Origin of the sequence: Streptomyces sp. NPDC021093 (assembly GCF_044333135.1) — a bacterium.
Lineage (GTDB): Bacteria > Actinomycetota > Actinomycetes > Streptomycetales > Streptomycetaceae > Streptomyces.
Genome location: NZ_JBIRQJ010000013.1, coordinates 167,965 through 190,800, shown reverse-complemented (window position 1 = coordinate 190,800; position 22,836 = coordinate 167,965). Strand labels below are relative to the sequence as shown.

At 71.6% G+C, this 22,836-nt stretch carries 20 protein-coding genes, 1 tRNA gene and 1 pseudogene; 19 read left to right on the top strand and 3 right to left on the bottom strand.

The window, feature by feature from the left end; genetic code table 11:
• Window positions 1-250 precede the first annotated feature (250 nt).
• The 10 genes from ACH4SP_RS34775 to ACH4SP_RS34730 all read left to right on the top strand — a co-directional run bounded on the left by ACH4SP_RS34775 (window position 251) and on the right by ACH4SP_RS34730 (window position 9,607).
• Window positions 251-1,042: an SIMPL domain-containing protein gene (locus tag ACH4SP_RS34775; protein WP_398421039.1), complete on the top strand. Its 792-nt coding sequence runs from the start codon at window positions 251-253 to the stop codon at window positions 1,040-1,042.
• Between the two features lie 237 nt (window positions 1,043-1,279).
• Window positions 1,280-2,464, top strand: a complete 1,185-nt coding sequence (locus tag ACH4SP_RS34770) for an MBL fold metallo-hydrolase (RefSeq protein WP_398421215.1) — start codon at window positions 1,280-1,282, stop codon at window positions 2,462-2,464.
• 307 nt (window positions 2,465-2,771) lie between these two features.
• A complete protein-coding gene (locus tag ACH4SP_RS34765) occupies window positions 2,772-4,754 on the top strand; it encodes an ATP-binding protein (protein ID WP_398421037.1) in 1,983 nt (660 codons plus the stop codon).
• Between the two features lie 4 nt (window positions 4,755-4,758).
• Window positions 4,759-5,196: a roadblock/LC7 domain-containing protein gene (locus ACH4SP_RS34760; RefSeq protein WP_398421035.1), complete on the top strand. Its 438-nt coding sequence runs from the start codon at window positions 4,759-4,761 to the stop codon at window positions 5,194-5,196.
• Between the two features lie 2 nt (window positions 5,197-5,198).
• Entirely contained in the window at window positions 5,199-5,570 is a 372-nt protein-coding gene (locus tag ACH4SP_RS34755; protein ID WP_398421033.1) for a DUF742 domain-containing protein, read from the top strand.
• The gene (locus ACH4SP_RS34750; RefSeq protein ID WP_398421032.1) at window positions 5,548-6,207 is read left to right on the top strand and encodes a GTP-binding protein; all 660 of its coding nucleotides are present in this window, start codon (window positions 5,548-5,550) and stop codon (window positions 6,205-6,207) included. Before ACH4SP_RS34755 ends, ACH4SP_RS34750 begins: the two co-directional genes overlap by 23 nt.
• A 13-nt stretch (window positions 6,208-6,220) precedes the next feature.
• Window positions 6,221-6,790, top strand: coding sequence for a GAF domain-containing protein (locus ACH4SP_RS34745; RefSeq protein WP_398421030.1), 570 nt, complete (start codon window positions 6,221-6,223; stop codon window positions 6,788-6,790).
• 211 nt (window positions 6,791-7,001) lie between these two features.
• A complete protein-coding gene (locus tag ACH4SP_RS34740) occupies window positions 7,002-8,189 on the top strand; it encodes a Gfo/Idh/MocA family protein (protein ID WP_398421213.1) in 1,188 nt (395 codons plus the stop codon).
• Window positions 8,190-8,251: 62 nt separating this feature from the next.
• Window positions 8,252-9,169 carry an alpha/beta fold hydrolase gene (locus tag ACH4SP_RS34735; RefSeq protein WP_398421029.1) on the top strand — a complete coding sequence of 306 codons (918 nt, stop codon included), beginning with the start codon at window positions 8,252-8,254 and terminating at the stop codon, window positions 9,167-9,169.
• Window positions 9,170-9,259: 90 nt separating this feature from the next.
• Complete coding sequence (locus ACH4SP_RS34730; RefSeq protein WP_398421028.1) at window positions 9,260-9,607, top strand: MmcQ/YjbR family DNA-binding protein; 348 nt, start codon at window positions 9,260-9,262, stop codon at window positions 9,605-9,607.
• Between the two features lie 34 nt (window positions 9,608-9,641).
• Here the strand turns inward: ACH4SP_RS34730 and ACH4SP_RS34725 are convergent, their stop codons facing one another.
• Together ACH4SP_RS34725 and ACH4SP_RS34720 are read right to left on the bottom strand one after the other, a co-directional pair.
• Window positions 9,642-10,535 (bottom strand): transketolase family protein, encoded by an 894-nt coding sequence (locus ACH4SP_RS34725; protein ID WP_398421027.1) that lies wholly within the window; start codon window positions 10,533-10,535, stop codon window positions 9,642-9,644.
• A gap of 95 nt (window positions 10,536-10,630) precedes the next feature.
• Window positions 10,631-11,278, bottom strand: coding sequence for a transketolase (locus tag ACH4SP_RS34720; protein WP_398421211.1), 648 nt, complete (start codon window positions 11,276-11,278; stop codon window positions 10,631-10,633).
• A gap of 226 nt (window positions 11,279-11,504) precedes the next feature.
• Here ACH4SP_RS34720 and ACH4SP_RS34715 point away from each other — a divergent pair.
• The 9 genes and pseudogenes from ACH4SP_RS34715 to ACH4SP_RS34675 all read left to right on the top strand — a co-directional run bounded on the left by ACH4SP_RS34715 (window position 11,505) and on the right by ACH4SP_RS34675 (window position 21,118).
• Window positions 11,505-11,578, top strand: a tRNA-Pro gene (locus ACH4SP_RS34715).
• A 122-nt stretch (window positions 11,579-11,700) separates the two neighbouring features.
• Complete coding sequence (locus tag ACH4SP_RS34710) at window positions 11,701-16,143, top strand: hypothetical protein (RefSeq protein WP_398421025.1); 4,443 nt, start codon at window positions 11,701-11,703, stop codon at window positions 16,141-16,143.
• Between the two features lie 141 nt (window positions 16,144-16,284).
• Window positions 16,285-16,992, top strand: a complete 708-nt coding sequence (locus ACH4SP_RS34705) for a Crp/Fnr family transcriptional regulator (protein WP_398421023.1) — start codon at window positions 16,285-16,287, stop codon at window positions 16,990-16,992.
• 84 nt (window positions 16,993-17,076) lie between these two features.
• Window positions 17,077-17,892, top strand: a complete 816-nt coding sequence (locus ACH4SP_RS34700; RefSeq protein ID WP_398421021.1) for a hypothetical protein — start codon at window positions 17,077-17,079, stop codon at window positions 17,890-17,892.
• Window positions 17,893-18,168: 276 nt separating this feature from the next.
• Window positions 18,169-18,924, top strand: a complete 756-nt coding sequence (locus tag ACH4SP_RS34695) for a hypothetical protein (protein ID WP_398421020.1) — start codon at window positions 18,169-18,171, stop codon at window positions 18,922-18,924.
• Complete coding sequence (locus tag ACH4SP_RS34690) at window positions 18,921-19,229, top strand: helix-turn-helix domain-containing protein (protein WP_398421018.1); 309 nt, start codon at window positions 18,921-18,923, stop codon at window positions 19,227-19,229. Before ACH4SP_RS34695 ends, ACH4SP_RS34690 begins: the two co-directional genes overlap by 4 nt.
• Window positions 19,226-20,353 (top strand): hypothetical protein, encoded by a 1,128-nt coding sequence (locus ACH4SP_RS34685; RefSeq protein ID WP_398421016.1) that lies wholly within the window; start codon window positions 19,226-19,228, stop codon window positions 20,351-20,353. The genes ACH4SP_RS34690 and ACH4SP_RS34685 overlap by 4 nt, the downstream gene beginning before the upstream one ends.
• Before the next feature lie 155 nt (window positions 20,354-20,508).
• Window positions 20,509-20,862 (top strand): annotated as a pseudogene (locus tag ACH4SP_RS34680) (acetyl-CoA C-acyltransferase); the annotation flags it as partial.
• A 109-nt stretch (window positions 20,863-20,971) separates the two neighbouring features.
• Window positions 20,972-21,118, top strand: coding sequence for a hypothetical protein (locus ACH4SP_RS34675; RefSeq protein ID WP_398421014.1), 147 nt, complete (start codon window positions 20,972-20,974; stop codon window positions 21,116-21,118).
• 93 nt (window positions 21,119-21,211) lie between these two features.
• On the opposite strand, the gene ACH4SP_RS34670 is transcribed toward ACH4SP_RS34675, so the two are convergent.
• Window positions 21,212-22,813 carry an MFS transporter gene (locus ACH4SP_RS34670; RefSeq protein WP_398421012.1) on the bottom strand — a complete coding sequence of 534 codons (1,602 nt, stop codon included), beginning with the start codon at window positions 22,811-22,813 and terminating at the stop codon, window positions 21,212-21,214.
• Between the last annotated feature and the right edge of the window lie 23 nt (window positions 22,814-22,836).

Genomic DNA, 22,836 nt, shown 5'->3' with positions numbered 1-22,836 from the left:
GTTGCGTCCGCTGCGACACCGCGTACCCCTTCCCGTGCCCCGATTCACGCCGACGCGCCTCAGTATGGCGGGCGGCGGCCGGGTCGAACGGGGGTGCGGACCGCATGCGAGTGCGCGCGGGTGGCGGGAGGTGAATTTCGGAGCGCTCCAGAGTGGCGTGGCCTGCCGGGGCCCGGGCGGTGCTGGGATGTCCCCGCACTGTCCAGCCGGGCCGCTCCGGGCGCCCGGCCTCCGGAAGGAACCCTGCCGCATGTCCGCATCCCCCACCGCAGCACCGTCCCCCACGACCCCCACGACCCGGGCGTCCGTCACCACGCGCGCCCTCGTCGCCACCGCCCTCGCCGGCGGGCTGCTGGTGGCGGGCGCGCTGCCCGCCGCCGCGCAGAGCCCGGCCCCGGTCGCGGCGGGCGTCGTGAGCCCGGCGCCCTCCACGGTGTCCGTCACCGGATCGGGTGCGGCCACCGCGGCTCCCGACATGGCCGTCGTCAACGTCGGCGTCGAGGTGACGGCGCCCACCGCGAAGGCGGCCCTCGCCGGCCAGTCGGCCGCGGCCAAGGCACTGCTCGCCGCGGTCAAGCGTCAGGGCGTCGCGGACCGCGACGTACGCACCGAGAACCTCACCCTCAACGCCGTCCACAGCTACGAGAACGGCGTCGCCAAACTGACCGGCTACCAGGCGGCGCAGGGCTTCTCCGTCAAGGTGCGCGACCTGTCCCGCACCGGCGCCGTCATCCAGGCCGCCATGGACGCGGCAGGCGAAGCGGGCCGCATCAACGGCGTGACCTTCGACGTCGAGGACTCCACCGCGCTGCGCAACAAGGCGCGCGCGGCGGCCTTCCAGGACGCCCGGCGCAAGGCCGCCCAGTTCGCGAAGCTCAGCGGTCGCGAGCTCGGCAGGCTGGTCTCGATCGTGGAGTCCGACGCCGGCCGGCCGACCCCGGTGGAGATGCCCCCGGGAGCGGCCGCCGACGAGGCCGTGCCGGTCGCCCCCGGCCAGATCCAGGACCAGGTGACGGTCACCGCGGTCTACGAACTGGACTGACCCCGCCCCACGGCCCGTACGCCATACGCGCCCCGTACGCCACACACGTCACGGCGCGTCACGACGGAACGGTCCGGGCATACCACCGGGCCCGCGACCGTTCTGGTGAGGAGGGAGTCGCCCCGTGCCGTGCGACGCCCCGTAACGGCCCCGTTCCCCGGCCGTCGAACACGGTGCACATAATGGACTGAAGCCGACCCCCTTGGAGGTGCCGTGACCAGCGCGGATTCCCCGCAGATGCCATTGCGCGCGAAGCTGCGCGGGCTGAGGACCGCGGCGTTCGGAGCCGACCCGGCAGGGGAGCGCTGGGAGCGCATCCGCCGTTCGCCGAACTTCGCCGACGGCGTCTTCCAGAATCCCGAGGGCACCCGGGCCGCCCGGCCCTCGTCCGCATCCATGGCCGACCTCATGAAGACGTACTTCCGCAAGGAGGAGCGCGTCCGGCGCGCCCCGGCGGGGACCGTCCCGGTGTACGCGACCACGCTCGCCGACATCGCCGAGCCGCCCGCCTCCGGGCTCCGCCTGACCTGGATGGGCCACTCCACCGTCCTCGCCGAGATCGACGGGCGGCGGGTGCTCTTCGACCCGGTCTGGGGCGAGCGCTGCTCCCCGTTCAACTTCGCGGGCCCCAAGCGGCTGCACCCCGTGCCCGTACCGCTGCGCTCGCTCGGCGAGGTCGACGTCGTCGTCATCTCGCACGACCACTACGACCACCTCGACATGCCCACCATCCGCGCCCTGACCGGCACCGGTACCGTCTTCGCGGTCCCGCTCGGCGTCGGCGCGCACCTGGAGCACTGGGGCGTACCGCTCAGCCGCATCCGCGAACTGGACTGGAACGAGACCACCGACGTCGCCGGGATCAGCCTCACCGCCACCCCCGCCCGGCACTTCTGCGGCCGAGGGCTGCGCAACCAGCAGCACACCCTCTGGGCGTCCTGGGCGGTCGCCGGATCCGAGCACCGGATCTACCACAGCGGCGACACCGGGTACTTCGACGGCTTCAAGGACATCGGTGCCGCGCACGGCCCGTTCGACGCGACGATGATCCAGATCGGCGCGTACAGCCCGCACTGGCCGGACATCCACATGACCCCCGAGGAGGGCATGCGGGCCCACCTCGACCTCCAGGGCGGCAGCCCGCGCGGCATCATGCTGCCGATCCACTGGGGCACCTTCAACCTCGCCCCGCACCCGTGGGAAGAGCCCGCCGAGGGCACCCTCACCGCGGCTGCCGGGGCCGGGGCACGGATTGCCGTGCCGTGTCCGGGCGAACCTTTCGAACCCACGTCGGACGTGGTCCCGTCGGCGCCCTGGTGGCGCGGCGTCGCCGCCCGCGGACCGGGTGACCTGGTGCCCGGGTCCGTACGCCCGGTGACGTCCGCAGCCGTCGTCCAGAAGGAGACCGCCGCGTCCGCGTGAGCGTCGCCGCCCGTGTGACCGCGTGAGCGTCGCCGCCGCGTGAGAGCCACGTGCTTCCGGTGAACCGGCCGTCCCCGATCCAGGGGCGGCCGGTTTTCGTTCGCCCGTACGAGGCCTCATACCAGAGCGGGACCCGGGGCGGGCAAGTTTGGCAACAGCCCATCACCCGGGGAACGCTCCCGACTACTGTGAGTGCCCGGTGATCAACAGGGGCCCACATCACCCAAGTTGAGTGCAGCCTGCGTGCGCGCTCACACCTGTCGAAGACACGCCGAAATCCCTGGGGCCCCACGTACCGAGGACGCTGATGTCTCAACTTCGCGCACCTGGCGCGCGAGCGGACCGCCGCGAGGGCGGGCGGCACGGCCGGCCGGGGGCACGTACCCCCGTGGCGTCCACTCCCGAAGCGCACCTGCGTGCGCAGCTGCTGCGCGCCGCCGTGCTTCCGGCGGTCGTCGTCGCACTGAGCGGGGCGGGCGCCGTGCTCCACACGGTCCGCACCACCGGCGCCCGGCCCACGCAGAGCTTATGGGCGGGCCTCGCCGTGGCCGCGGTGCTCGCCGCCCTCGCGGTGCTCGTGGCGGCCTTCGCCGCCCGCCGCGCCGCCGGATCCGTGTACGTACGGTGCAATGAACTGCGCCGCGCCAGCGCCCGCAGCCAGGACCAGCTGCGGGCCGTCGTGGACGGTCTGCGACGCGGCGAGAGCCCCGACATACGGCGCACCGTCCCGCCCGGCGTCCCTCGTACGGGCGATGAGTTCGACCTCCTGGCACAGGAGATGGGGCGCGCGCACGACGCCGCGGTGACCGCCGTCGTCCAGGCGTCACAGTTCTCCAGCAGCGCGGGCACCGACCAGAAGGTCGAGGTCTTCGTCAACCTGGCCCGCCGTCTCCAGTCGCTGGTGCACCGCGAGATCCAGCTCCTCGACGAACTGGAGAACGAGGTCGAGGACCCGGACCTGCTCAAGGGCCTCTTCCACGTCGACCACCTGGCCACCCGCATCCGCCGGCACGCCGAGAACCTCGCCGTGCTCGGCGGGGCGATCTCGCGCCGGCAGTGGAGCAACCCGGTCAGCATGAGCGAGGTGATGCGCTCCTCGATCGCCGAGGTGGAGCAGTACTCGCGGGTCAAGCTCGTGCCGCCGATCGACGGCACCCTGCGCGGCCACGCGGTCGCCGACATCATCCACCTCCTCGCCGAACTCGTCGAGAACGCGACGGTGTTCAGCGCCCCGCACACGACGGTGCTGCTGCGCGCCCAGTTCGTGACCGCCGGGCTCGCCATCGAGGTCGAGGACCGCGGCCTGGGCATGCCGGTCACCGAGCAGAACAAGATGAACGCACTGCTCTCCGATCCCGACCAGGTCAATGTGCAGCATCTGCTGCAGGACGGCCGGATCGGACTGTTCGTGGTGTCCGCGCTGGCCCGCAGGCACGGCATCGCGGTCCGGCTGCAGAACAACATCTACGGCGGGGTGCAGGCCGTACTCGTGCTCCCGGAGGGCCTGTTGGGCGACGACCACGAGGCCGCGGCCGCCGGTACGGCCGCGTCGCACCGGCCGGCCCCGGTGCCCGCGCAGCAGCAGGGCGACCGGGTGCCGATATCCCGGGCGCCCGCAGCACCGGAGCCCGAACCGGCGGCTCCGTACGGACGCGAGCAGCAGGACGCCCCGGGGCCCGGGACCGCGGTGGGGACCCCCAAGGGGGACCCGACGGGGACTCCGGCGGGGAGCCCGACCGGGAGCCCGAGCGGGAGCCCGGCCGGCGCCCCCGCCGGGACCACGGGCAACCACCCGCTTCCCGTCCGCGGCAGGCGCGGCGAACGGCCCAACCCCGCGGCCGCCGTCCCCGGTGTCACCCACGGACTCGCCGCACCCCCGGAGTTCACCGTTCCGGCCGAGCCGGTGCACAGTGCCGCCCGGCCCACCGCCGAAGGCGCCGTACGCGGGCGGGTCAGCCGGCCCCGGCTGCCCAGGCGCCGCAGCCAGGAGAACCTCGTGCCGCAGCTCAAGGACGGTCCGGCGCCCCGGAAGGAGGACGACCAGCCCGTCCTGCACGACCCCGGTCTGATGGCCGCCTTCCAGCGCGGCATCGGCCTGGCCGAGGCGGCGGACGCGCGCACGGAGGACCTTCCCCCGGAGGGATCCCTCGGCGAACGCGCGGACCGCACCGACCGCGCGGACCGCACCGACCGCGCGGACCGCACGGACCGCATCGACCTCACGGACCGCTCAGTCCGCCCCGAAGACGCCCACCCCGACGACGTGAACTTTCCCCCCCCCAAGGAGTAGCCCCATGGTGAGCGATGCGCCGACCGGTCAAGCGACCGACCTGAACTGGCTGTTGAGCGGCCTGGTGCAGCGGGTCCCCTACACCCGTAGCGCCGTCCTGCTCTCCTCCGACGGACTCGTCAAGTCCGTCCACGGCCTCGACACCGACAGCGCGGACCACATGGCGGCCCTCGCCTCCGGCCTCTACTCGCTGGGCCGCAGCGCGGGAATGCGGTTCGGCGACGGCGGCGAGGTCCGGCAGGTGGTGGTCGAGCTCGACTCCACGCTGCTGTTCGTCTCGACGGCCGGATCCGGAACCTTCCTCGCCGTACTCGCCGGGCGGGAGGCCGACGCCGCCGTCCTCGGGTACGAGATGGCGATGCTGGTCAAGAGCGTACGGCCGTACCTGGCGACGCCCGCACGGCAACGGGCCGGCAGTGCGGCGAACGCACCGGGGCACTGAACGTGGCGGCCCCGCAGGACGGGCCGTGGCTCGACGACGCGGCAGGCCGGCTGATCCGTCCGTACACGGTGAGCAACGGCCGCACCCGCCCCAGTACCGAACTCGACCTGCTGACGATGGTGATGGCCACCGGCGCCGCACTGCCCGTGCACCTCGGCCCCGAGCACATCACCGCGCTCGGCCTGTGCGACGACCCCGTGCCGGTGGCGGAGATCGCGGCCCATCTGCGGCTCCCCGCCGTCGTCACCAAGGTCGTGCTGTCCGACCTGGTGGGCTGCGGCGCGGTCATCACGCACGCGCCGATCCTCCAACACCCCCCGACCGACCGCGACTTGCTGGAGGCAGTGCTCGATGGTCTACGACGACAACTCTGACTACGGCTCCGACAGCTACGAGGGATACGGGGGCGGCGGACCGGCCCCCGGGCCCGAGGTCTTCCCCACCGCGCTCAAGATCCTCGTCGCGGGCGGCTTCGGCGTCGGCAAGACGACCTTCGTCGGCGCGGTCAGCGAGATCGACCCGCTCAGCACCGAGGAACTCCTCACCCAGGCCGGGGCCGCCACCGACAGCCTGGAGGGCGTCGAGAACAAGACCATGACGACCGTCGCCATGGACTTCGGCCGTATGACCCTCGACGAACAGCACGTCCTGTACCTCTTCGGCACCCCGGGGCAGGAGCGGTTCTGGTTCATGTGGGACGAGCTCTCCAAGGGCGCGCTCGGCGCCGTCGTCCTCGCCGACACCCGGCGCCTGGAGGACTGCTTCGCCGCCGTCGACTTCTTCGAGCAGCGCGGCATCGGATTCGTCGTCGCCGTCAACGAGTTCGACGGCGCCTTCCGGTACGAACCCGAGGAGGTGCGCGGCGCCCTCGACCTCAACCCGGAGATCCCGATCGTGATCTGCGACGCCCGGCTCGCCAGCTCCGGCATCGCCACCCTGGTCACCCTCGTCAAGCACCTCCTCAGCAGCACGCCCGTTGTCCCGCCCACGACCCACGGAGCCCACCCATGACGGGAGCCCACATATGACGTACGACAGGATCGGCCACCTGTTGCTCACCCCCGCCGACCGCGAGGGCCCCGAACGGGCGCGCAGGCTCAGGGAGTTGGGTCTGGGCGGCCGACCCGACCCGGTGCTCGACGCGTTCGCGGTACGGCTCGCGGAGGCGACCGGCGCGCCGTACTCCATGGTCAACTTCATTGACGAGAACCGGCAGTTCTTCGCCGGACTGCACACCCCGCACGGCACCCTCTCCGGCAGCGACCTCGGGGCCGCCGCCGCGGCCGGGCGGATCGGGCGCGCCATGGCCCGCGACCACGGGTACTGCCCGCACGTCGTGGCCCGCAGGAAGGCCCTCGTCCTGGAGGACGTCTGCGACTACCCGCGCTTCGCGGGAAACCCGGTCGTCGACGAGATCGGCATCCGCTCCTACCTCGGCGCCCCGCTCATCGACCGCTCGGGCATCGCGCTCGGCGCCATCTGCGTCGTCGACACCCGGCCCCGGCAGTGGGGGAAGGAGGGTCTGGAGACCATCAAGGCGATGGCGGCCGAGCTGATGGCGGAGATCGAGCGCCGTGCGGACAGAGCGGTCTGAGGGCGGCGCGGTCCGAGGGCGGAGCGGTCTGCGGACGGCGCGGTCCGAGCCCGGTCCGCCGCGCAGCGCACGAGGGCGTTAACGTCAACTCCCGTACCTCATAGGGGACTCTGCCAAGGGAGTACGAACGATGACCGACCTGCCCGAACCGCCCGCCCGGTCCGCTGCGTCCGCCCCGTCCGGCCTGCCCCGCCCGGCCGACCTGCCCGACCTGCCCGACCTCCGTATCGGTGTCCTCGGCTACGGGATGCGCGGCAGCCTCGCCCGTACCGCCCACCGGCCCGGTGCCGGAGCGCGCGTCGTCGCCCTCGCCGACCCCGACGACCGCGCCCGCGCGCTCGCGGCGGAGGCCTTCCCCGGTGCGGTCACGGCGGCCGACCACCGGAAGGTGATCGAGGACCCGTCCGTCGACGCGATGCTGATCCTCACCCCCGATCACACCCACGCCGATCTGACGTGTCAGGCGTTGCGGGCGGGGAAGCCGGTGTTCGTCGAGAAGCCCCTGGAGACCACGGTCGAGGACTGCGACCGGATTCTGCGGACGGCCTTCGAGACGGGGACGCGGCTGTACGTCGGGCACAACATGCGGCACATGCCGGTGGTGCGCCTGATGCGCGACCTGATCGCGGGCGGTGCGGTGGGCGAGGTGAAGACGGTGTGGATCCGTCACTTCGTGGGCTACGGCGGTGACTGGTACTTCAAGGACTGGCACGCCGAGCGCGAGCACACGACCGGGCTGCTGCTCCAGAAGGCCGCCCACGACATCGACGTACTGCACTGGCTGGCCGGCGGCTACGCCAGGGACGTGCAGGCGATGGGCGATCTGATGGTCTACGGCGACAACCCGCACCGCCGCGCGCCCGGTGAGCCGAAGGCGGAGGACTGGTACACGAAGGACGGCCACTGGCCGCCGCACACGCAGCGCGCCCTCAACCCGGTCATCGACGTCGAGGACGTCTCGCTCCTCAACATGCGGCTCGACAACGGGGTGCTGGCCGCCTATCAGCAGTGCCACTTCACCCCCGACTACTGGCGGAACTACACCGTCATCGGCGACGCGGGCCGCCTGGAGAACTTCGGCGACGGCCCCGGCGGTCACGTCAAGGTGTGGAACACCTGCCGCTCCTCGCACCGTTTCGACGCCGACGAGGTCCACGAGATCCCGGCGGCCGAGGAGAACGCGGGGCACGGCGGCGCGGACCCGCTCCTCATCGACGAGTTCCTCCGTTTCGTACGGGACGGGGGCACGACGGACACCTCGCCGGTGGCGGCCCGGATGGCCGTCGCGGCGGGCTGCCGGGCGACGGAATCGCTGCGCGACGGCGGGACGCCGCGCCGGGTGCCGGAGCTGGACGCCGAGCTGATCGCGTACTTCGGGCGCGGGCAGACTCCGGCATAACCGCCCGGCGCCGGGGGAGGGTCAGGACCGTACCCCCGCCACGGAGAGAGGCAGGACGACCCATGACCACCCCCGGCACGGCGACCGCGCACGACGGCGTTCAGATCGCGACGTACACCTGGCTCCCGGACGGCGGACGCCCGCGCGCCCTCGTCCAGTTCGCGCACGGCGCCGCCGAACACGCCCTGCGCTACGACCGGTTCGCCCGCCACCTCGTCGCCCAAGGCTACGGGGCGATCGCCTCCGACCACCGCGGCCACGGCGCGACCGCCACGGGCACCGGCGGGCTCGGCGTGGCGGGCGACGACGGCTGGCGCCGCACGGTCGCCGATCTGCGTACGGTCGGCGATCAGGCGCGGGCCCTCCACCCGGGTGTCCCCGTGGTGCTGCTCGGCCACAGCCTCGGCGCGATGCTGGCCCGCGACTACGCGCAGGAGCATCCGGACGACCTGGCCGGAGTGATCCTCTCCGGGGTCTTCCGCACGCTGCCGGGCACGGACCTGGAAGCGGCGGCGGCCGAGCTGGAGCGGAGGATCGAGGCGGACGGCCGGGACGCGCCCGCGTCGTTCACCGCCGACCGGTTCGCCTCCTTCAACGACGCGTTCCCCCACCGCACCGGGTTCGAATGGCTCTCCCGCGACGAGGCCGAGGTCGACGTCTACGCCGCCGACGAACGCTGCGGCTTTCCCTTCAGCGCGGGCCTCTCCCTCGACTGGGTGCACGGCATCCGCAAGCTCAACGACCCGCGCAACCTCGCCCGCATCCCCGCCGACCTGCCCTTCCACCTCGCGGTCGGCACCGAGGACCCCTGCAACCAGGGGATGACGCTCGTCCATGAACTCCTGGAGGACCTGCGCTACGCGGGCATCGAGGACCTCACCTGGAAGGGGTACGAGGGGGCCCGCCACGAAATCCTCAACGAGACCAACCGGGACGAGGTCCAGGACGACCTGACGGCCTGGCTGGACAAGCACGTCTGAGGCGTACGTGCAGGGCGGTCGGCAGCGGGGGGAGGGGGCGACCGGCGGCCGTCAGAGGCGATTGTCAGTGGTGGCCCGTACGGTTTCCCCATGACCACTTCCGAGGATGTGCGCAGGGTGGCGCTCGCCCTGCCGGACACTGCGGAGAAGCTCGCCTGGGGCAGCCCGACCTTCCGGGTCGCCGGGAAGATCTTCGCCGCGCTGAGCGACGACGACAGATCGATGGCCTTCAAGTGCCCGAAGGAGGAACGGCCCGAGCTGATCGAGGCGGAACCGGAGAAGTTCTTCGTCCGCGCGGGCCACGACGACAACTACGACTGGCTGCGGGCGCACCTGGCCGCCCTGGAGGACGAGGAGGAACTCCGTGCCATCCTCCTCGACTCCTGGCGCCAGGCCGCCCCGCGCCGGCTCCTCGCCGCCCATCCGGAACTCGTCTGACGGGGCGGGGAGACGGAGGGGGTCGGCGGGGATATCACGCGACGAGGAAGGAGTCGATCCGCTGCCGTAGCGAAACCACGTCGAGCCCGTGCGCGGCGAGGTGCTCGTCCAGCTGTCCGTACCGCCGCAGTTCGCGCCGTGCGACGCCGAGGCCGAGCACCCGGTGCGGGAGATCGGCGAGCGCGTCGTTCGCGGCGGCGGTGGACGTCCCCGCGAGGTACGGCTCGACGAGCACGACGTCACCGTGCCCGGCCTTCCGCAGCGCGGCCCCGTCGAACGGCCGCACCGTGGCGGCGTACAGCACCGTCACGTCCAGCCCCTCGGTCGCCGCCATGACGTTGTCGAGCATCGGCCCGACCGCGACGACGGTGCCCCGCCGCCCCTCCCGCAGGACGTGGAACCCGCCCTCCCCACGGACGTCCACCGCGTGCCGGTTGCTCTGCAGCGACAGCCGTACGTAGACCTGGTCGTCCCCCGCGGCCACGGCGTGCCGCAGCAGCGCCTCGGCCTCGTCGGGGTGCCCGGGGACGTGCACCGTCCACCCGTCGAGGGTGTCGATCAGCGCCACGTCGCCGGGCGCCATGTGCGTGAACCCGCCGGCCGGCCAGTCGTACGAAGCCCCCGCGCTGACCAGCACTCCGCCCACCCCCTGATGGCCGAAGTCCAGCTTCACCTGCTCGAAGGGCCGCTCCACCAGGAAGCTGGCGAAGGTGTGCACCACCGGCCGCATCCCGGCGAGCGCCATCCCGGCACCCGCGCCGACCAGCAGCTGTTCCCGGATCCCGACGTTCACCACCCGGTCCGGGTGCTTGCGCCCGGCGGGTGCGAACCCGTCCGCGCTGATGTCGGCCAGTACGACGGCGACCCGGGGGTCCTCGTCCAGCAGTCGGCCGGTGGTCGCGATGAAGCGGTCCCGCATCGTATCCATGACAAATTCCCCTGTCCTCTAACCGGTTGGCCCGGTTGGCCCGGTTGGCCTGGTGTGCCTGGTTGACCTGCTTGCTCGGCCGTCTCCGGCGCGGCCTACCTCCTGGGTTCGACGCGGGCCACGACTGCCCGCGGCCGTCCGGGATGCGGTGCGCTGAAGGCCGCGTACAGCGCCTCGTGGTCCCGCCCGTCGACCGTCTCCGCCGACCATCCGGCGGCCTCGAAGCGGGAGGCGATCCCGCCGGGCCAGCCGTGTGTCGCGGACGAGTTGTCGATGACGACCACGTTCAACCGGTCGAGCCCGGCCGGTCCTGCGTACGCGAGCGCCTCGTGGTTGCTGCCTTCGTCCAGCTCCGCGTCCCCGACGAGCACCCACACCGCGGGCTCCGTCAGGCCCTGGGCCCGCAGCCCCAGTGCGGTGCCGACCGCCAGCGGCAGACCGTGCCCGAGCGAGCCGCTGCCGATCTCGGCGCCGGGCACGAGGAGTCGGTCGGGGTGGTGCCCGAGCGGCGAGTCGTACGCCCCGAACCCCGGCAGCAGCTCCTCCCCGAAGAACCCCTTCGCGGCGAGCACCGCGTAATAGGCCATCGGGCCGTGTCCCTTGGAGAGCAGGAACCGGTCCCGCCCGGGGTCCTCGGCGGTGTCGGGCGTCACCCGCAGCACCCGGTCGTAGAGCACCCACAGCGCGTCCAGGGTCGAGGTCGCGGCGGGGCCGTGCTTCTCGTCGCCGGTCATCAGCGACATCAGGCGCGGCAGATCCGGATATCCGTAGGTGGTGCGGGTGCCGGGGGTGGAGGGGGCGTCGTGCGTGGCTGTCCTCGTCTTTGTGTCCATGAAGACGACGATGCAACCTCAATCAGACTTGAGGTCAAGTCCGACAGGCGGGCAAAGGCGTTCGCAACCACCTCCTGAAGTGCGGTATCGTTCTCATGCGCGCTCAGCCAGGGGAAACCCCAGGTCAGGCGGGCATCGGGACGTGGCGCAGCTTGGTAGCGCACTTGACTGGGGGTCAAGGGGTCGCAGGTTCAAATCCTGTCGTCCCGACTCGTAAGAGTCGTAGATTCAGAGGCTGTACCGGAGAGAATCCGGTACAGCCTCTGATGCGTTTTCGGGGCCATCGGGCGCACAGGGCCATTGACCGCACCGGGGGAGGGGTGAGGGGCACGGTGACACCGCGGCCGGGTGGCGAGACGGACAAGTTCGGCAACCGCTACGAGGGAGCCTGGACGGTCAGGCACGCCCTGTACGTGCTCCTCGGCATGGGGACTTCGATCACCCTGGAAGCGGTCGCCCCCTTGGGCGACGGCGTCGAGTTCGTCCACCGGCACGAGGGCCGGGTGGAGGTGCACCAGGTCAAGCGGCAGAACCGGAACGCGAACAGCTGGAACGTGGCCTCCCTCCGTGACAAGGAGGTCTGGAAGAGCCTGCGTTCCCACGTCGACGCCGGCCGCGCCTTCCACTTCGTCTCGCTGGTCCCCGCCCGCGCGCTCGACGAGCTCGCCGACCGTGCCCGTCGCTCCGACGACTTCGCCTCCTTCGAAGCCGACTGGCTGACGTCGGAACTCCGCGGTCCTTTCGACGCGCTCGCCGCGACGGACGTCTACGGCTCCGCCGCGACGGCCTGGCGCATGCTGCGAGGGCTCTGGGTGGAGTGGCACAACGAACGGGACCTCGTGAGAACCAACGCGGTCCTGGCCGAACAGGTACTCGCCGGGGCCACCGGCCGGCTCGCGGCTGTCGGACTCGGCGACCTCCTGCTGAACAATCTGGGAACCACTCTCGACGCCTCGGCCCTCACCTCCCGGCTGGGAGAGTACGGACTGCGACGGGTCACCCGGGTCGACGGCGAGGCGGTCGCCGACGCGGTGGGGGAGGCCACGACCCACTGGGCCGCAAGTGTCGAACGGGGCCTGCTCCGGCCGTCGATCCCCCGTGACGAGGCCGGCCGGCTGGTGGACCGGGTGACCGGGGGCAGCGAGCAGCTCACGCTCCTGACGGGTGCCGCGGGCAGTGGCAAGAGTGCCGTGCTGCACCAGGCCGTCGCCGCGCTCGGTGAGCGGGCCGTGCCGTCGCTCGCCTTCCGTCTCGACCGGCTGGCCCCCTTCTCCTCGACCTCTGAGCTGGGTCGGCGCATCGGCCTGACCATGTCCCCGGTCGGCGCCCTCGGAGCCGTGGCGGACGGGCAGCCCTGTGTGCTGATCGTGGATCAGCTCGACGCGGTGAGCCTCGCGTCGGGACGTATCCCCGACACCTTCGACGCGGTGGCGGACCTGGTGAGCGAGGCCCAGGCGCACCCTGCCATGCGCATCGTCCTGGTGTGCCGGGCGTTCGACGCACAGGCCGACCCTCGCATTCGCCAACTCACCGCGTCGGACGACTGGGCCCGCGTCACAGTGGGGCCGCTCTCGGACGCCGAGGTCGACACCGCGGTCACGAACATGGGCCTGGACGCCTCCCGGATGGCCCCGCCGCAGCGGGTGCTGCTGCGGTCACCGCTGCATCTGGTTCTCCTGGCCCACATCGCGGACCAGGAAGCGGCTCTCTCCTTCCGCACCACCAGGCACCTCTTCGACGCCTTCTGGGACACGAAGCGGAAGGAGTGCAGACACCGCCTGCCCTCCGTGCGGTTCCACGAGGCGGTGTCGGCCGTCGCGGCGTACATGAGCGCTCGCCAACGGCTGTACGTCCCGCACAGCGTGCTCGACGCGGACGACCTCGCCGCCACGGGGGACGTGCTGGTGTCCGAGCAGGTTCTCGTGCGTGACGGTCGCCAACTGGCCTTCTTCCACGAGAGTTTCTTCGACTACGCCTTCGCTCGGGACTGGCTCCGGCGTGACGAGAGCCTGGTCTCCTACCTCACGGGTGGCGAGCAGGAGCTCTTCCGTCGTGGCCAGGTGCGGCAGGTTCTCGATCACCTGCGAGATCTGGACCCCGAGCGGTTCTCCGAGGAGGTCGAGGCGCTGCTGACCGGCCCGGAAATCCGTTACCACCTCAAGGACGTGACCTTGGCGGTGGTGCGAGGCCTGGAGTCCCCCAACGCCTCTGAGTGGGGAGCCGTCGCGCGAGTGCTGGACACCCGCCCTCCCTTCCAGGTCCATCTCGTGAACGCGGTCAGCAACGCGGACTGGTTCCGTTGCGCGGACGACGAGGGAGTGATCGAGAACTGGTTGACCAGCGCGGACGAGAGAGAACGTGACTGGGGGGTGCGGATGATGGTCGCAGCCGTCGACACCTTCCCGGACCGGGTGGCTCGCCTCCTGGATCCGCACACCTCGGACCCGGCGTACGGATCCTGGCTGACCCGGATCATGTTCCGCGCCCGGCTGGCCGGCAGTCGGCGGTTCTTCGACCTCGTGCTCGACGGCGTGCGTGCCGGTCTCTTCACCGGCCACGAACACGACCTCTGGTTCGCGGAGGGCGACCTGGCGGCCGAAGAGCCCACCTGGGCGGTCGAGTTGCTCGGCGCGCTGCTGGCGGATCGTCCCGACGCCCTTCAGCTCGGTGATCAGGGCAGGGCAACCGTATTGCTGACCAGCGACCGTGAGGCACTCCGCCTGGTGGAGGGTGCCGCGGTGGGTGCGCCCGAGGAGTTCTGTGTCCGGCTCCTGCCCGTGTTGCTGGACGTCATGACCGCGACCGCTCTCCCCGCACGGGCCGGCCGGCCGGTCTTCGACAAGCACTTCGCGTTCCGTCAGCTCCACGACAGCCCCAGGGACCTGGGCGATGCCTTGTTCCAGAGCGCGGCCGAGGCGTTGCGCATCCTTGTGGGCCGGGACGTCGCGCGTGTGCGCGGGCTGTTGGAAGGGCTTGAGAGCGTTCCGTACGAGGCGGCGCAATGGCTCCTCTACCAGGCGCTGATCGAGGCGGGACCCGCCCTCGCGCCCTGGTCGGCCGAGATCCTCCTCCAGGGCAGGCACCGTCTCCTCTCGGGCCACGTGGCCAACGCCGCGTGGGGCGCACGCGAGGTCCTCCGCGCTGTCGGTGACGACGTGTCCGACGACGTCCTCCGGCGGCTGGAGGAAGCCCTCCTGCACTTGCGCATCCCCCCGGACGGGAAACCTTCGCCCTGGCACGAGTTCACGCTGCTGACGGCGCTCCCCGAAGGACGTCTCTCCGCGCGGGCCGCACGTCGGCTCGGAGAACTCCGCAGACGTCACGACAACCTGAGGGAGCCGGACGAGCCGCAGGGGATCACGGGCGGGACCATCGGGTCGCCCATCCCGCTGGAAGCGGCCCGGCACATGAGTGACGACCAGTGGCTGAGCGCGATGAGGAAGCACAGCCGGGACCGCACCGACTGGGCGACCGGCACGGGTGGGGCCGAGGAGCTGTCCCACGTACTGCGGAACATGACGACGGCGGATCCCGGCCGCTTCGCACGACTCGCCGCGCGGGTGGACGCCGGGACGCATCCTGCCTACGGAGCCGCGCTGCTCCGCGGCTTCGGCGACGCGGAACCGTGCGGCGATCCGCACGTCGTTTTCGCGGCGATCCGCCATTTCGCCGGCCAGGGCAGGGCGGCGCACGACCGCTGGCTGGGGTGGGCGGTGCGCACCTACCTCACCTCGTGGCCCCTCGATCTGGTGCAGGCGCTCCTGAACCGCGCTCTCGACTCCGACGACGGCGGTGCCGCGTTCAGTGAGGACGCAGGCGACGCGGAGCACGACCTGCTCACCGCGGGGATCAACACCGTGCGGGGCAGCGCGGCCGAGAGCCTGGGGGACCTGCTCATCCACGACGCGGACGGGACGCGGGCTGCCCTTGTCGTACCTCGACTGAGCCGCCTGGCAGCCGATCCCTCCCTCTCCGTTCGGGCGTGCGTGGCGCATCTGCTGCATGCCGCGATGCGTCGCGACCGCCCTGCGGCGGCCGCTGCCTGCACGGTGCTCACGGCGGCCCCCGACCGACTTCTGGCGTCACCGTATGTGAGGCGCCTCGTCGTGGCCCTGTGCCACGGGGACCCGGTGGCGGGCAGACCCGTGATGCAACGGATGCTGAACTCCCCTGTGGCAGAGGTGCGTCGGGTCGGTGGGCAGGTCGCCGCACTGGCCGCGATGGAATGGGAGACGACCGATCTGCTGGAGACGGTGCTCGCCGGGAGGGACGGAGCCCAGCGGCAGGGAGCCGCGGAGGTGTGTGCTCAGCGTCTGGTGAACAGCGGGGACACCGCCCTGGCCCACCGCGCACTCGTCCAGTTCTTCCACGATCCCGAGGAGGACGTGCGGGCGGCAGCGGGGGAGGTCGCGGCCGAGTTGAGAGGCCGACGTCTGGGTCCCTTCCGCGGGACGGTGATCGCACTGATGGACTCTCGCGCCTTCGGACCTGCCCTGCCCCAGCTGCTGATCACTCTTGAGGACGCCCCTGACGGGGTCGACGAGCTGGTGCTGACCTGTGTCAGGAGATTCCTCAAGGTGTTCGGCCCTGCCTCGGCCGACCTGCGGACCAGTGCGGCGGCCGACGCCCACCACATCGGTGAGCTGCTGGTCCGCGCCCATGCACAGGCAGCATCGGCCGCGCGCCGCTCCGAGATCCTCGATCTGCTGGACCGGTTGCTGCTCGTGGGGGCCTACGGGGTGGCCGAGGCGATCGGCAACATCGACCGGGGCTGAGAGGGCCGACCGTTCATCGGCGCCGGGCCGTTCGGGGCTGCTTCGGCTGTGCGCTGCCGTGCGCCCCGACGTGCATTCGGCGCACCTCCGGGCCGGTCTGAAACGCACGCCGCCGCGTCCGTGAAGTGCTCTGCTGAGCGCATGATGCACAGCTCGAACCTTGAGAGTCGCGCACCGTTCTTCGAGACGCTGTCGGAGGGGGCGCGCGGGGTCCTGGCGCGGCTCGGCAGCCGGCGCAGCTATTCCGTGGGTGACGTACTGATCAGTGAAGGCGACCACGCGCAGGAGGTGATGGTGCTGCAGGAGGGACTGGTGAAGGTGACCGGCCGACTGGACGGCGAACGGCTCATGGACATCAGGATCGCCGGGGACATCGTGGGCGAGGTGGCGGCCGTGGACCTCGGGCCGCGCTCGGCCACGGTGACCGCCTGCGGCGATGTGGTCGCCACCGTCGTCCCGCTGGGGCCTCTGCTTGCCGACCCCGAGGTGTCGCTGGCCCTGTTCCGGGTGCTCTGCTGCCGGGTGCGTCGGTCGGACCGGCTGCGGCTGGAATTCGGCGGCTACCCGGTTCTGGTCCGGCTGGCGCGCGTACTCGTCGAACTGGCGGTGTCGTACGGGCGGCAGGAACGGAACGCGGTACGGATCGACGTGAACCTGTCCCAGGACGAGTTCGCCGCTCTTGTCGGGTCCACTGCGCACACCGTGCACAAGGCACTCGCTCAGCTGCGCAAGGACAAACTCATCACCACCGGCTGCCGGCAGACCTACGTGAACGACCTGGCCCGACTGCGGAAGATTGCCCGGCTGAGCATGCCGGTCGCCCAGCGCCACGGGCACAAGTCGCAATAATGCGGGTTTCTCGACGGTTCGGCTCCTTCCCCGCACAGTTGGCGTGCACCACACCCAACAAAGCCTGGAAGGTGGCAAGTTGTCGTGAACGAAACCCCCTCCCCCCGGCCCCGGGACCCGATCCCGCACCGTCGGCTCTGCCTGGCCGCGGACATGGAGCAGTACGGCCGGCTCGACACCCGGACCCAGTCGGCGGTCCAGTCCGTCCTGGTCCGGCTGCTGGACGACGCGGCGGCGCTCACCGGGCTGAACCGGGCCGCCTGGGCCCGACAGCCGCAGGGCGACCAGGAGTTCGCCGTTCTCCCCGAGGACACACCGGAAGCCACCGTCCTCGGACCCTTCGTGCACCATCTGGCAGCCCGGCTCGGTGCTCTCAACGCCCGTCCGGCCGCCCCTCGGGTCAGGCTGCGGCTGGCCGTCGACACCGGTGTCGTCGCGGACGCCGCTCTCGGCCACGCCGGGCCGGCGCCGGTCTCCGTGGCACGTTTGGTGAACGCACCCCAGTTGAAGGCCGTACTGGCTGCCCTCACCTCGGCGGACCTCGCCGTCATCGTGTCGGACCGGCTGTACCAGGACGTGGTGCGGTCCGGGCACTCCGGCTCCGGGCACTCCGGCTCCGGGCACTCCGGCCTTGATCCGGCCCACTACGTCCGGGTCCATGTGCGGGTGAAGGAGTTCGGCGGCTACGGCTGGATCTGCGTACCCGGCTACGGGCCGGATGCGGTGAGGCGGTCCATGGCGGAAGCGGGCCGGACGTTGCCGGACCGCCCCGGCCCGCACCGTACGGCACTCTCCCAGTACGTGAACCAGGGTGTCGCCGTCGGACGCGACGTCAGCGGCGGGCTCACCGTCGGGCCGCCCGCCGGCCCCACGCCGACCGATCCCGGGCCTGCCTCGTGACGGCCCCGTACGAAGCCCCGCCCTGGCTCGAAAGGGACAGCTCCCAGTGGGTGGACTACGGGGTCAACGTCGGGCACGGCATGTACGGCGACATCCACGTTCACGCATGCGCCCTCGCGAACCGGCCCTCCCGGACCCGGCGCGGGACGGCGAGCCCGGTCTCGGCGGCACGCCACGCGGCAGCGAGGTCGGCGCTGAAAGCCCTTGTGCGTGCATGCGCACGAGCCGCAGCGGCGCTGTCCTTGGCCGGCCCGCTGTGGCCGGAGAGGAGGAGTGATGACATCGACTGACCCCAGGGGCGTGTTCGCCCTGATCGGCACGGAGCTTCTCGGAGCAGACGGGGGTGTGCGGCCGTCCCTCGTGGTGAGTGTCGGCGGGCACACGGTCCGGCTGTCCCCGGAGGAGTGCAGGGCGGCACTGTACGGCCCGCGCCGGAACAAGGCCTTGGGCGCGGCGGTCTGGCGGCAGGCGGTCATCGAGGCCCGGCGGGAGCCCGTGGGCGGCGACGGGACGGGGCGGTTGCTCGCCGTCTGGCTGGCGTTGCCCGGGCTCTACCGGAATCTGCACCGGATCCTGCGCCGGTTGCGGGTCGAGCGGGTCGATCTTGAGGCGGAGGCCGTCCTGGCGCTGCTCGCCGCCGTCGACGCCGCGGACCCGGACGACCCGGAAGCGGGCGGCCGAATCATCAAGGAGGCGGTGAACGGGATGTGGGCCTACGCGAACCGCATCAGGCGGGAGGTTCCCGTCGTGGACGTCGCCGCCTTCGCCGAAGCCCGCAACGCCACCACTGAGCCGGAGGAGCAACCGCGTCCGGCCGAAGGGTGGGAGCTGCACGTCACGCCCCCGGCCCGTCGCGACGGGATGGCCGCGACGCTCCGCTTCGCCGAGTCACGCACCCGGCGGGAAGGGACGAGGCTCGGCGCGCTCGCGCACTGGGCGGGCCTGCCCGACCTGGTGTTCCGGGCCCGCCGTCACGAGGAGGTCGACCTGATCGGCACCCTGGTGCTGCGCCCCGCGGGAGTCCGGCGGTGAGCGCGCGGTCCGGCCCGCCCCTGGGCTTCGCCGAGGCCTTCGACCTGCCCCTGAGCGTCGATCTGCGGACGGCTGCCCGTGCGTTCGGAGTCTGCCCCGGTACGGCGTACAAGCTGATCCGCCTCGGTACCTTCCCCTGCCCGGTGCTGCGCGTCGGCGGTCGCTATCGCATCCCGACCTCGTACCTGCTGCGCTCCCTCGGCATAGAGGAGCGGCCCGTGTACGCGGTCGACCTGGAAGCAGGTGCCTCGCACGCGGCCACGTTCGACCACACCCGTCCGCACGGAACGGAGGACCTCGCATGAACGCGACACCAGCTCTTCGACAGGAGCCCGACCGGCCCCGCACATGCTTCGTCATCGGCCCCATCGGCGATTCGTACGCCGTGCACGGCAGTCCCGAGCACGAGGCGTACGAGCACCACCTCGGCATCTTCGAGCAGGTGATCGTCCCCGCCTGCGAGAGGTACGGGATCACCGCCGTGCGCGCGGACCGCATCGCGCACGCCGGCGACATCAACGATCAGATCTGCCGGCACGTCATCGAGTCCGACCTCGTCATCGCGGACGTCAGCGGCGGCAACCCCAACGTGATGTACGAGCTGGGGCTGCGGCACATCACCGGCAAGGCGACGGTCCACATCGGGGAGGCCGGACAGCTGCCCTTCGACATCGCGTCGATCAGGACGATCCGGTACCAACGGGCGCGCAGCCACCTGGCCGGCGCGCGCAAGGAGATCGAGATCGCGCTCGAAGCCGGGCTCCGGGACGGCTTCGAACTCCTCACCCCGGCACGGGTGCTGCGCGGACTCCAGACCGTCGACGGGCCGTCGACATCCGACGAGAGCGGGAATGCGGAGGACGAGGACGCGCCCGGTCTGCTCGACGACTTCGCCGCGATCGACGACGGGCTGGACGAGATGACCGCGGACATGGAAGCGATCACCCAGACCATCGAGACGATCGGAGCGCTGACCGAGAAGTCCAACACCGAGATGCTCGATCTCACCCAGGCGAACGCGCCGATGAGCGCACGGCTCGCGGCGGTGGCCCGGTACGCACAGTCGATCAGTGCGCCGGCCGGGGAACTGAACACCGTCGCAGGGGCTTTCGCGGAACGCATGGTGTCGCTGGACAGCGGGGTGAGGGCCGCGCTGGGGATCATCGAGGTCACCCCGCCGGACGAGCGCGGCGAAGGGGCGGAAGAGTTCCTCCAGCAGCTCATGGCCTTGGAGGAGACTGCTCAGGAAGGGCTGGAACACCTCCGGTTCTTCGGAACGTCCGCAAGCGGCATGGGCCGTATGAGCCGACACCTGCGCAAGCCGGTGAAGGACATCTCTGACGCCGTGCACCGAATGACCACGGCCATCACGTGCATGGGGGAGTGGGCGGGCAAGGCCCGCGCTCTGGCGCGCGGCGCCACCGAGTGACACGGCACCACGAGTGACACTGGCCCGTGGCCCGGACCTCAGAGTCCGGGCCACGGGAAGCGGTACGGCTCCGGCTGCTGTGCCGCGCTTCACACGCCGGGGGACGCTACTCAACTCGCGTGCGGGGTAAGCAAGTTACCGACCGTGAACTTCTTCACGGCGTCGTGGCCGGGCCGGACGCCGGCCTGCACGAGCAGCCGTCGAACGCCATCAAGGCGGCGCTGGCCAAGGCCAAGCTGCTCCCCGGCGACCTGGACCTGGTGGAGATCAACGAGGCGTTCTCCGCGGTCGGCATCGTGCCCATCGAGCAACTGGGCATCAGCCCGGACATCGTGAACGTCGATGGCGGAGCGATCGCGCCCGGCCATCCGATCGGCGCCTCGGGTGCCCGGCTCGTCGTGCACCTGGCGTACGAGCTGCGGCGCCGTGGCGGCGGTCTCGGTGCGGCGGCGCTGTGCGGTGGTGGGGGACAGGGGGACGGGTTGCTGATTCGGGTCCCCAGGGTCTGACGGTCAGTCAAGTCATGTTACGGGCTGGTGCGCAGGGCTTCGACGACATCGAGCCGCTCGCCGCGGCACCGGGCTTCTCCAGCGGGCTGCTGATCATCCCGCGCCCGCGGTGGGCGGCCATGTGCTCGCCGCACTGGCCGTCGTGCTGGTGGTCGCGTACCTGGGCCGGTGGCTGGCCCGCCGGCTCGGGCAGCCCGCGGTCGTCGGCGAGATCGCCGTGGGCATGCCGAACGGCCGCCGGTGGTGGGCTACTTGACGGCCGGCGGGTTGATCGGTGGGCCCACCGCGACGAGGACCAGCAGCGCAGCGCCGCCGCCACCGCGACCCGGCGTGAGCGCGCCCGGCCCGCTCACCGCGCCCTCACATCCGGCTCGACCTCGGGCACCGCACCGGCACCGGCGTCCGACGCCTGCTGCGGTACGTCGACGGCGCCCGCCCCCGCCTCGCCGCGCCCACCGCGGCCGAGCAGCAGGATGATCAGCAGCGCGGCCAGCGAGGTGCCGACCAGCAGCCACATCGCGGCCTGCTCGCCCGCGGTGAAGAGCGAGTTCAGCAGGGCGTCGGCGTCCTTGCCGGTGATCGAGCCGTGCTCCTTGAGCAGGTCCACCGCCGAGTCGGGATTGGTGACGGCCTCCTTGGTCCACGCGCCGGCCTCCACTCCTCTGGTGGTCAGATCGTGCACCAGGGAGCCCTCGGCGAACGACCGGTAGACCGTCATGCCCAGGGCGAGACCGACCGCGCCGCCGAAGTTGTGGAAGGTCCAGGTGGAGCCGACCGCGAGCCCGGCCATCCTGTCGGGCACCGACGACAGGGCGGCCACCGCGGCCGGGCCCAGGACGAACGCCCAGCCGACCCCCATCAGGGCGAACGAGAGGACGACGAACCCGAGGTCGCTGTCGGGCTTCAGCAGGGACTGGCAGAACGCCGACAGCGCGAAGGCGCCAAAGCCGAAGGACAGCAGCGGCCGCGGCCCGACCCGCTCGACGAGCCGCCCCACGAACGGCGAGGCGATCGCCATCGTCGCCGTGGTGGGCAGCATCATCAGCCCGATGGTCAGTTCGCCGTAGCCCCGCACCCAGCTCAGGTACAGCGGCATCAGGAACAGCGCGAGGGTGTAGAAGAACGCCAGCGCGAAGTCCGCCGACAGGGCGCTGACGAACAGCCGGTTGCGGAACAGCTCGAAGCGGATGATCGGGAACTTCGCCCTCCGCTCCACCAGGACGAACAGCACGAGCGCGAGGACCCCGACCGCCAGCGGACCGAGCACCTGCCAGGAACCCCACCCGAAGGTGTCGTTGAAGGTCAGCCCGAAGATCAGCCCGGACAGCGCGAGCCCGACCAGGACCAGCCCCGGCCAGTCGATCCGCGCGCCGTCCTCGCCGCCGCGCGACTCACGGACGCTGAACGCGCAGATCAGCAGCGCGACGGCGGTCAGCGGCACATTGATCCAGAACACCCAGTGCCAGTCCAGCCAGCCCACGATGAACCCGCCGAGCATCGGCCCCACCGCGAGCCCGACGCCGTTGACGCCGAACAGCGCACCGATCGCCCGGCCCCGCTGCTCCTCGGGGAAGGCGTCCGCGACGATGGTGCTGGAGCTGGTGTACAGCACAGAGCAGGCCGCTCCCTGGAGGAAGCGGAAGGCGATCAGCCACTCGATTTCCGTGGCCAGCCCCGCGCCGAGCGACGCGAGACCGAACAGTCCGGCCCCGACGTAGAGCACCCGCCGCCTGCCGAACAGGTCGGAGAGCCGGCCCGCCGTCACCATGAACATGGACAGCGCGACGATGAAGATGTTGACGATCAGCTGGAGTTGGGCGACGCCAGCATCCAGCTCCTGACGGATGGCCGGTGCGGCCGTGTTCACGATCGTCAGATCGATGCAGCCCAAGAAGCTCAAGGTGCTGACACCGACCAGCACCCACCACTTCCGGTTGGTCTCCGTAATCACGCCGCCCCGTTCCCGCGCACACA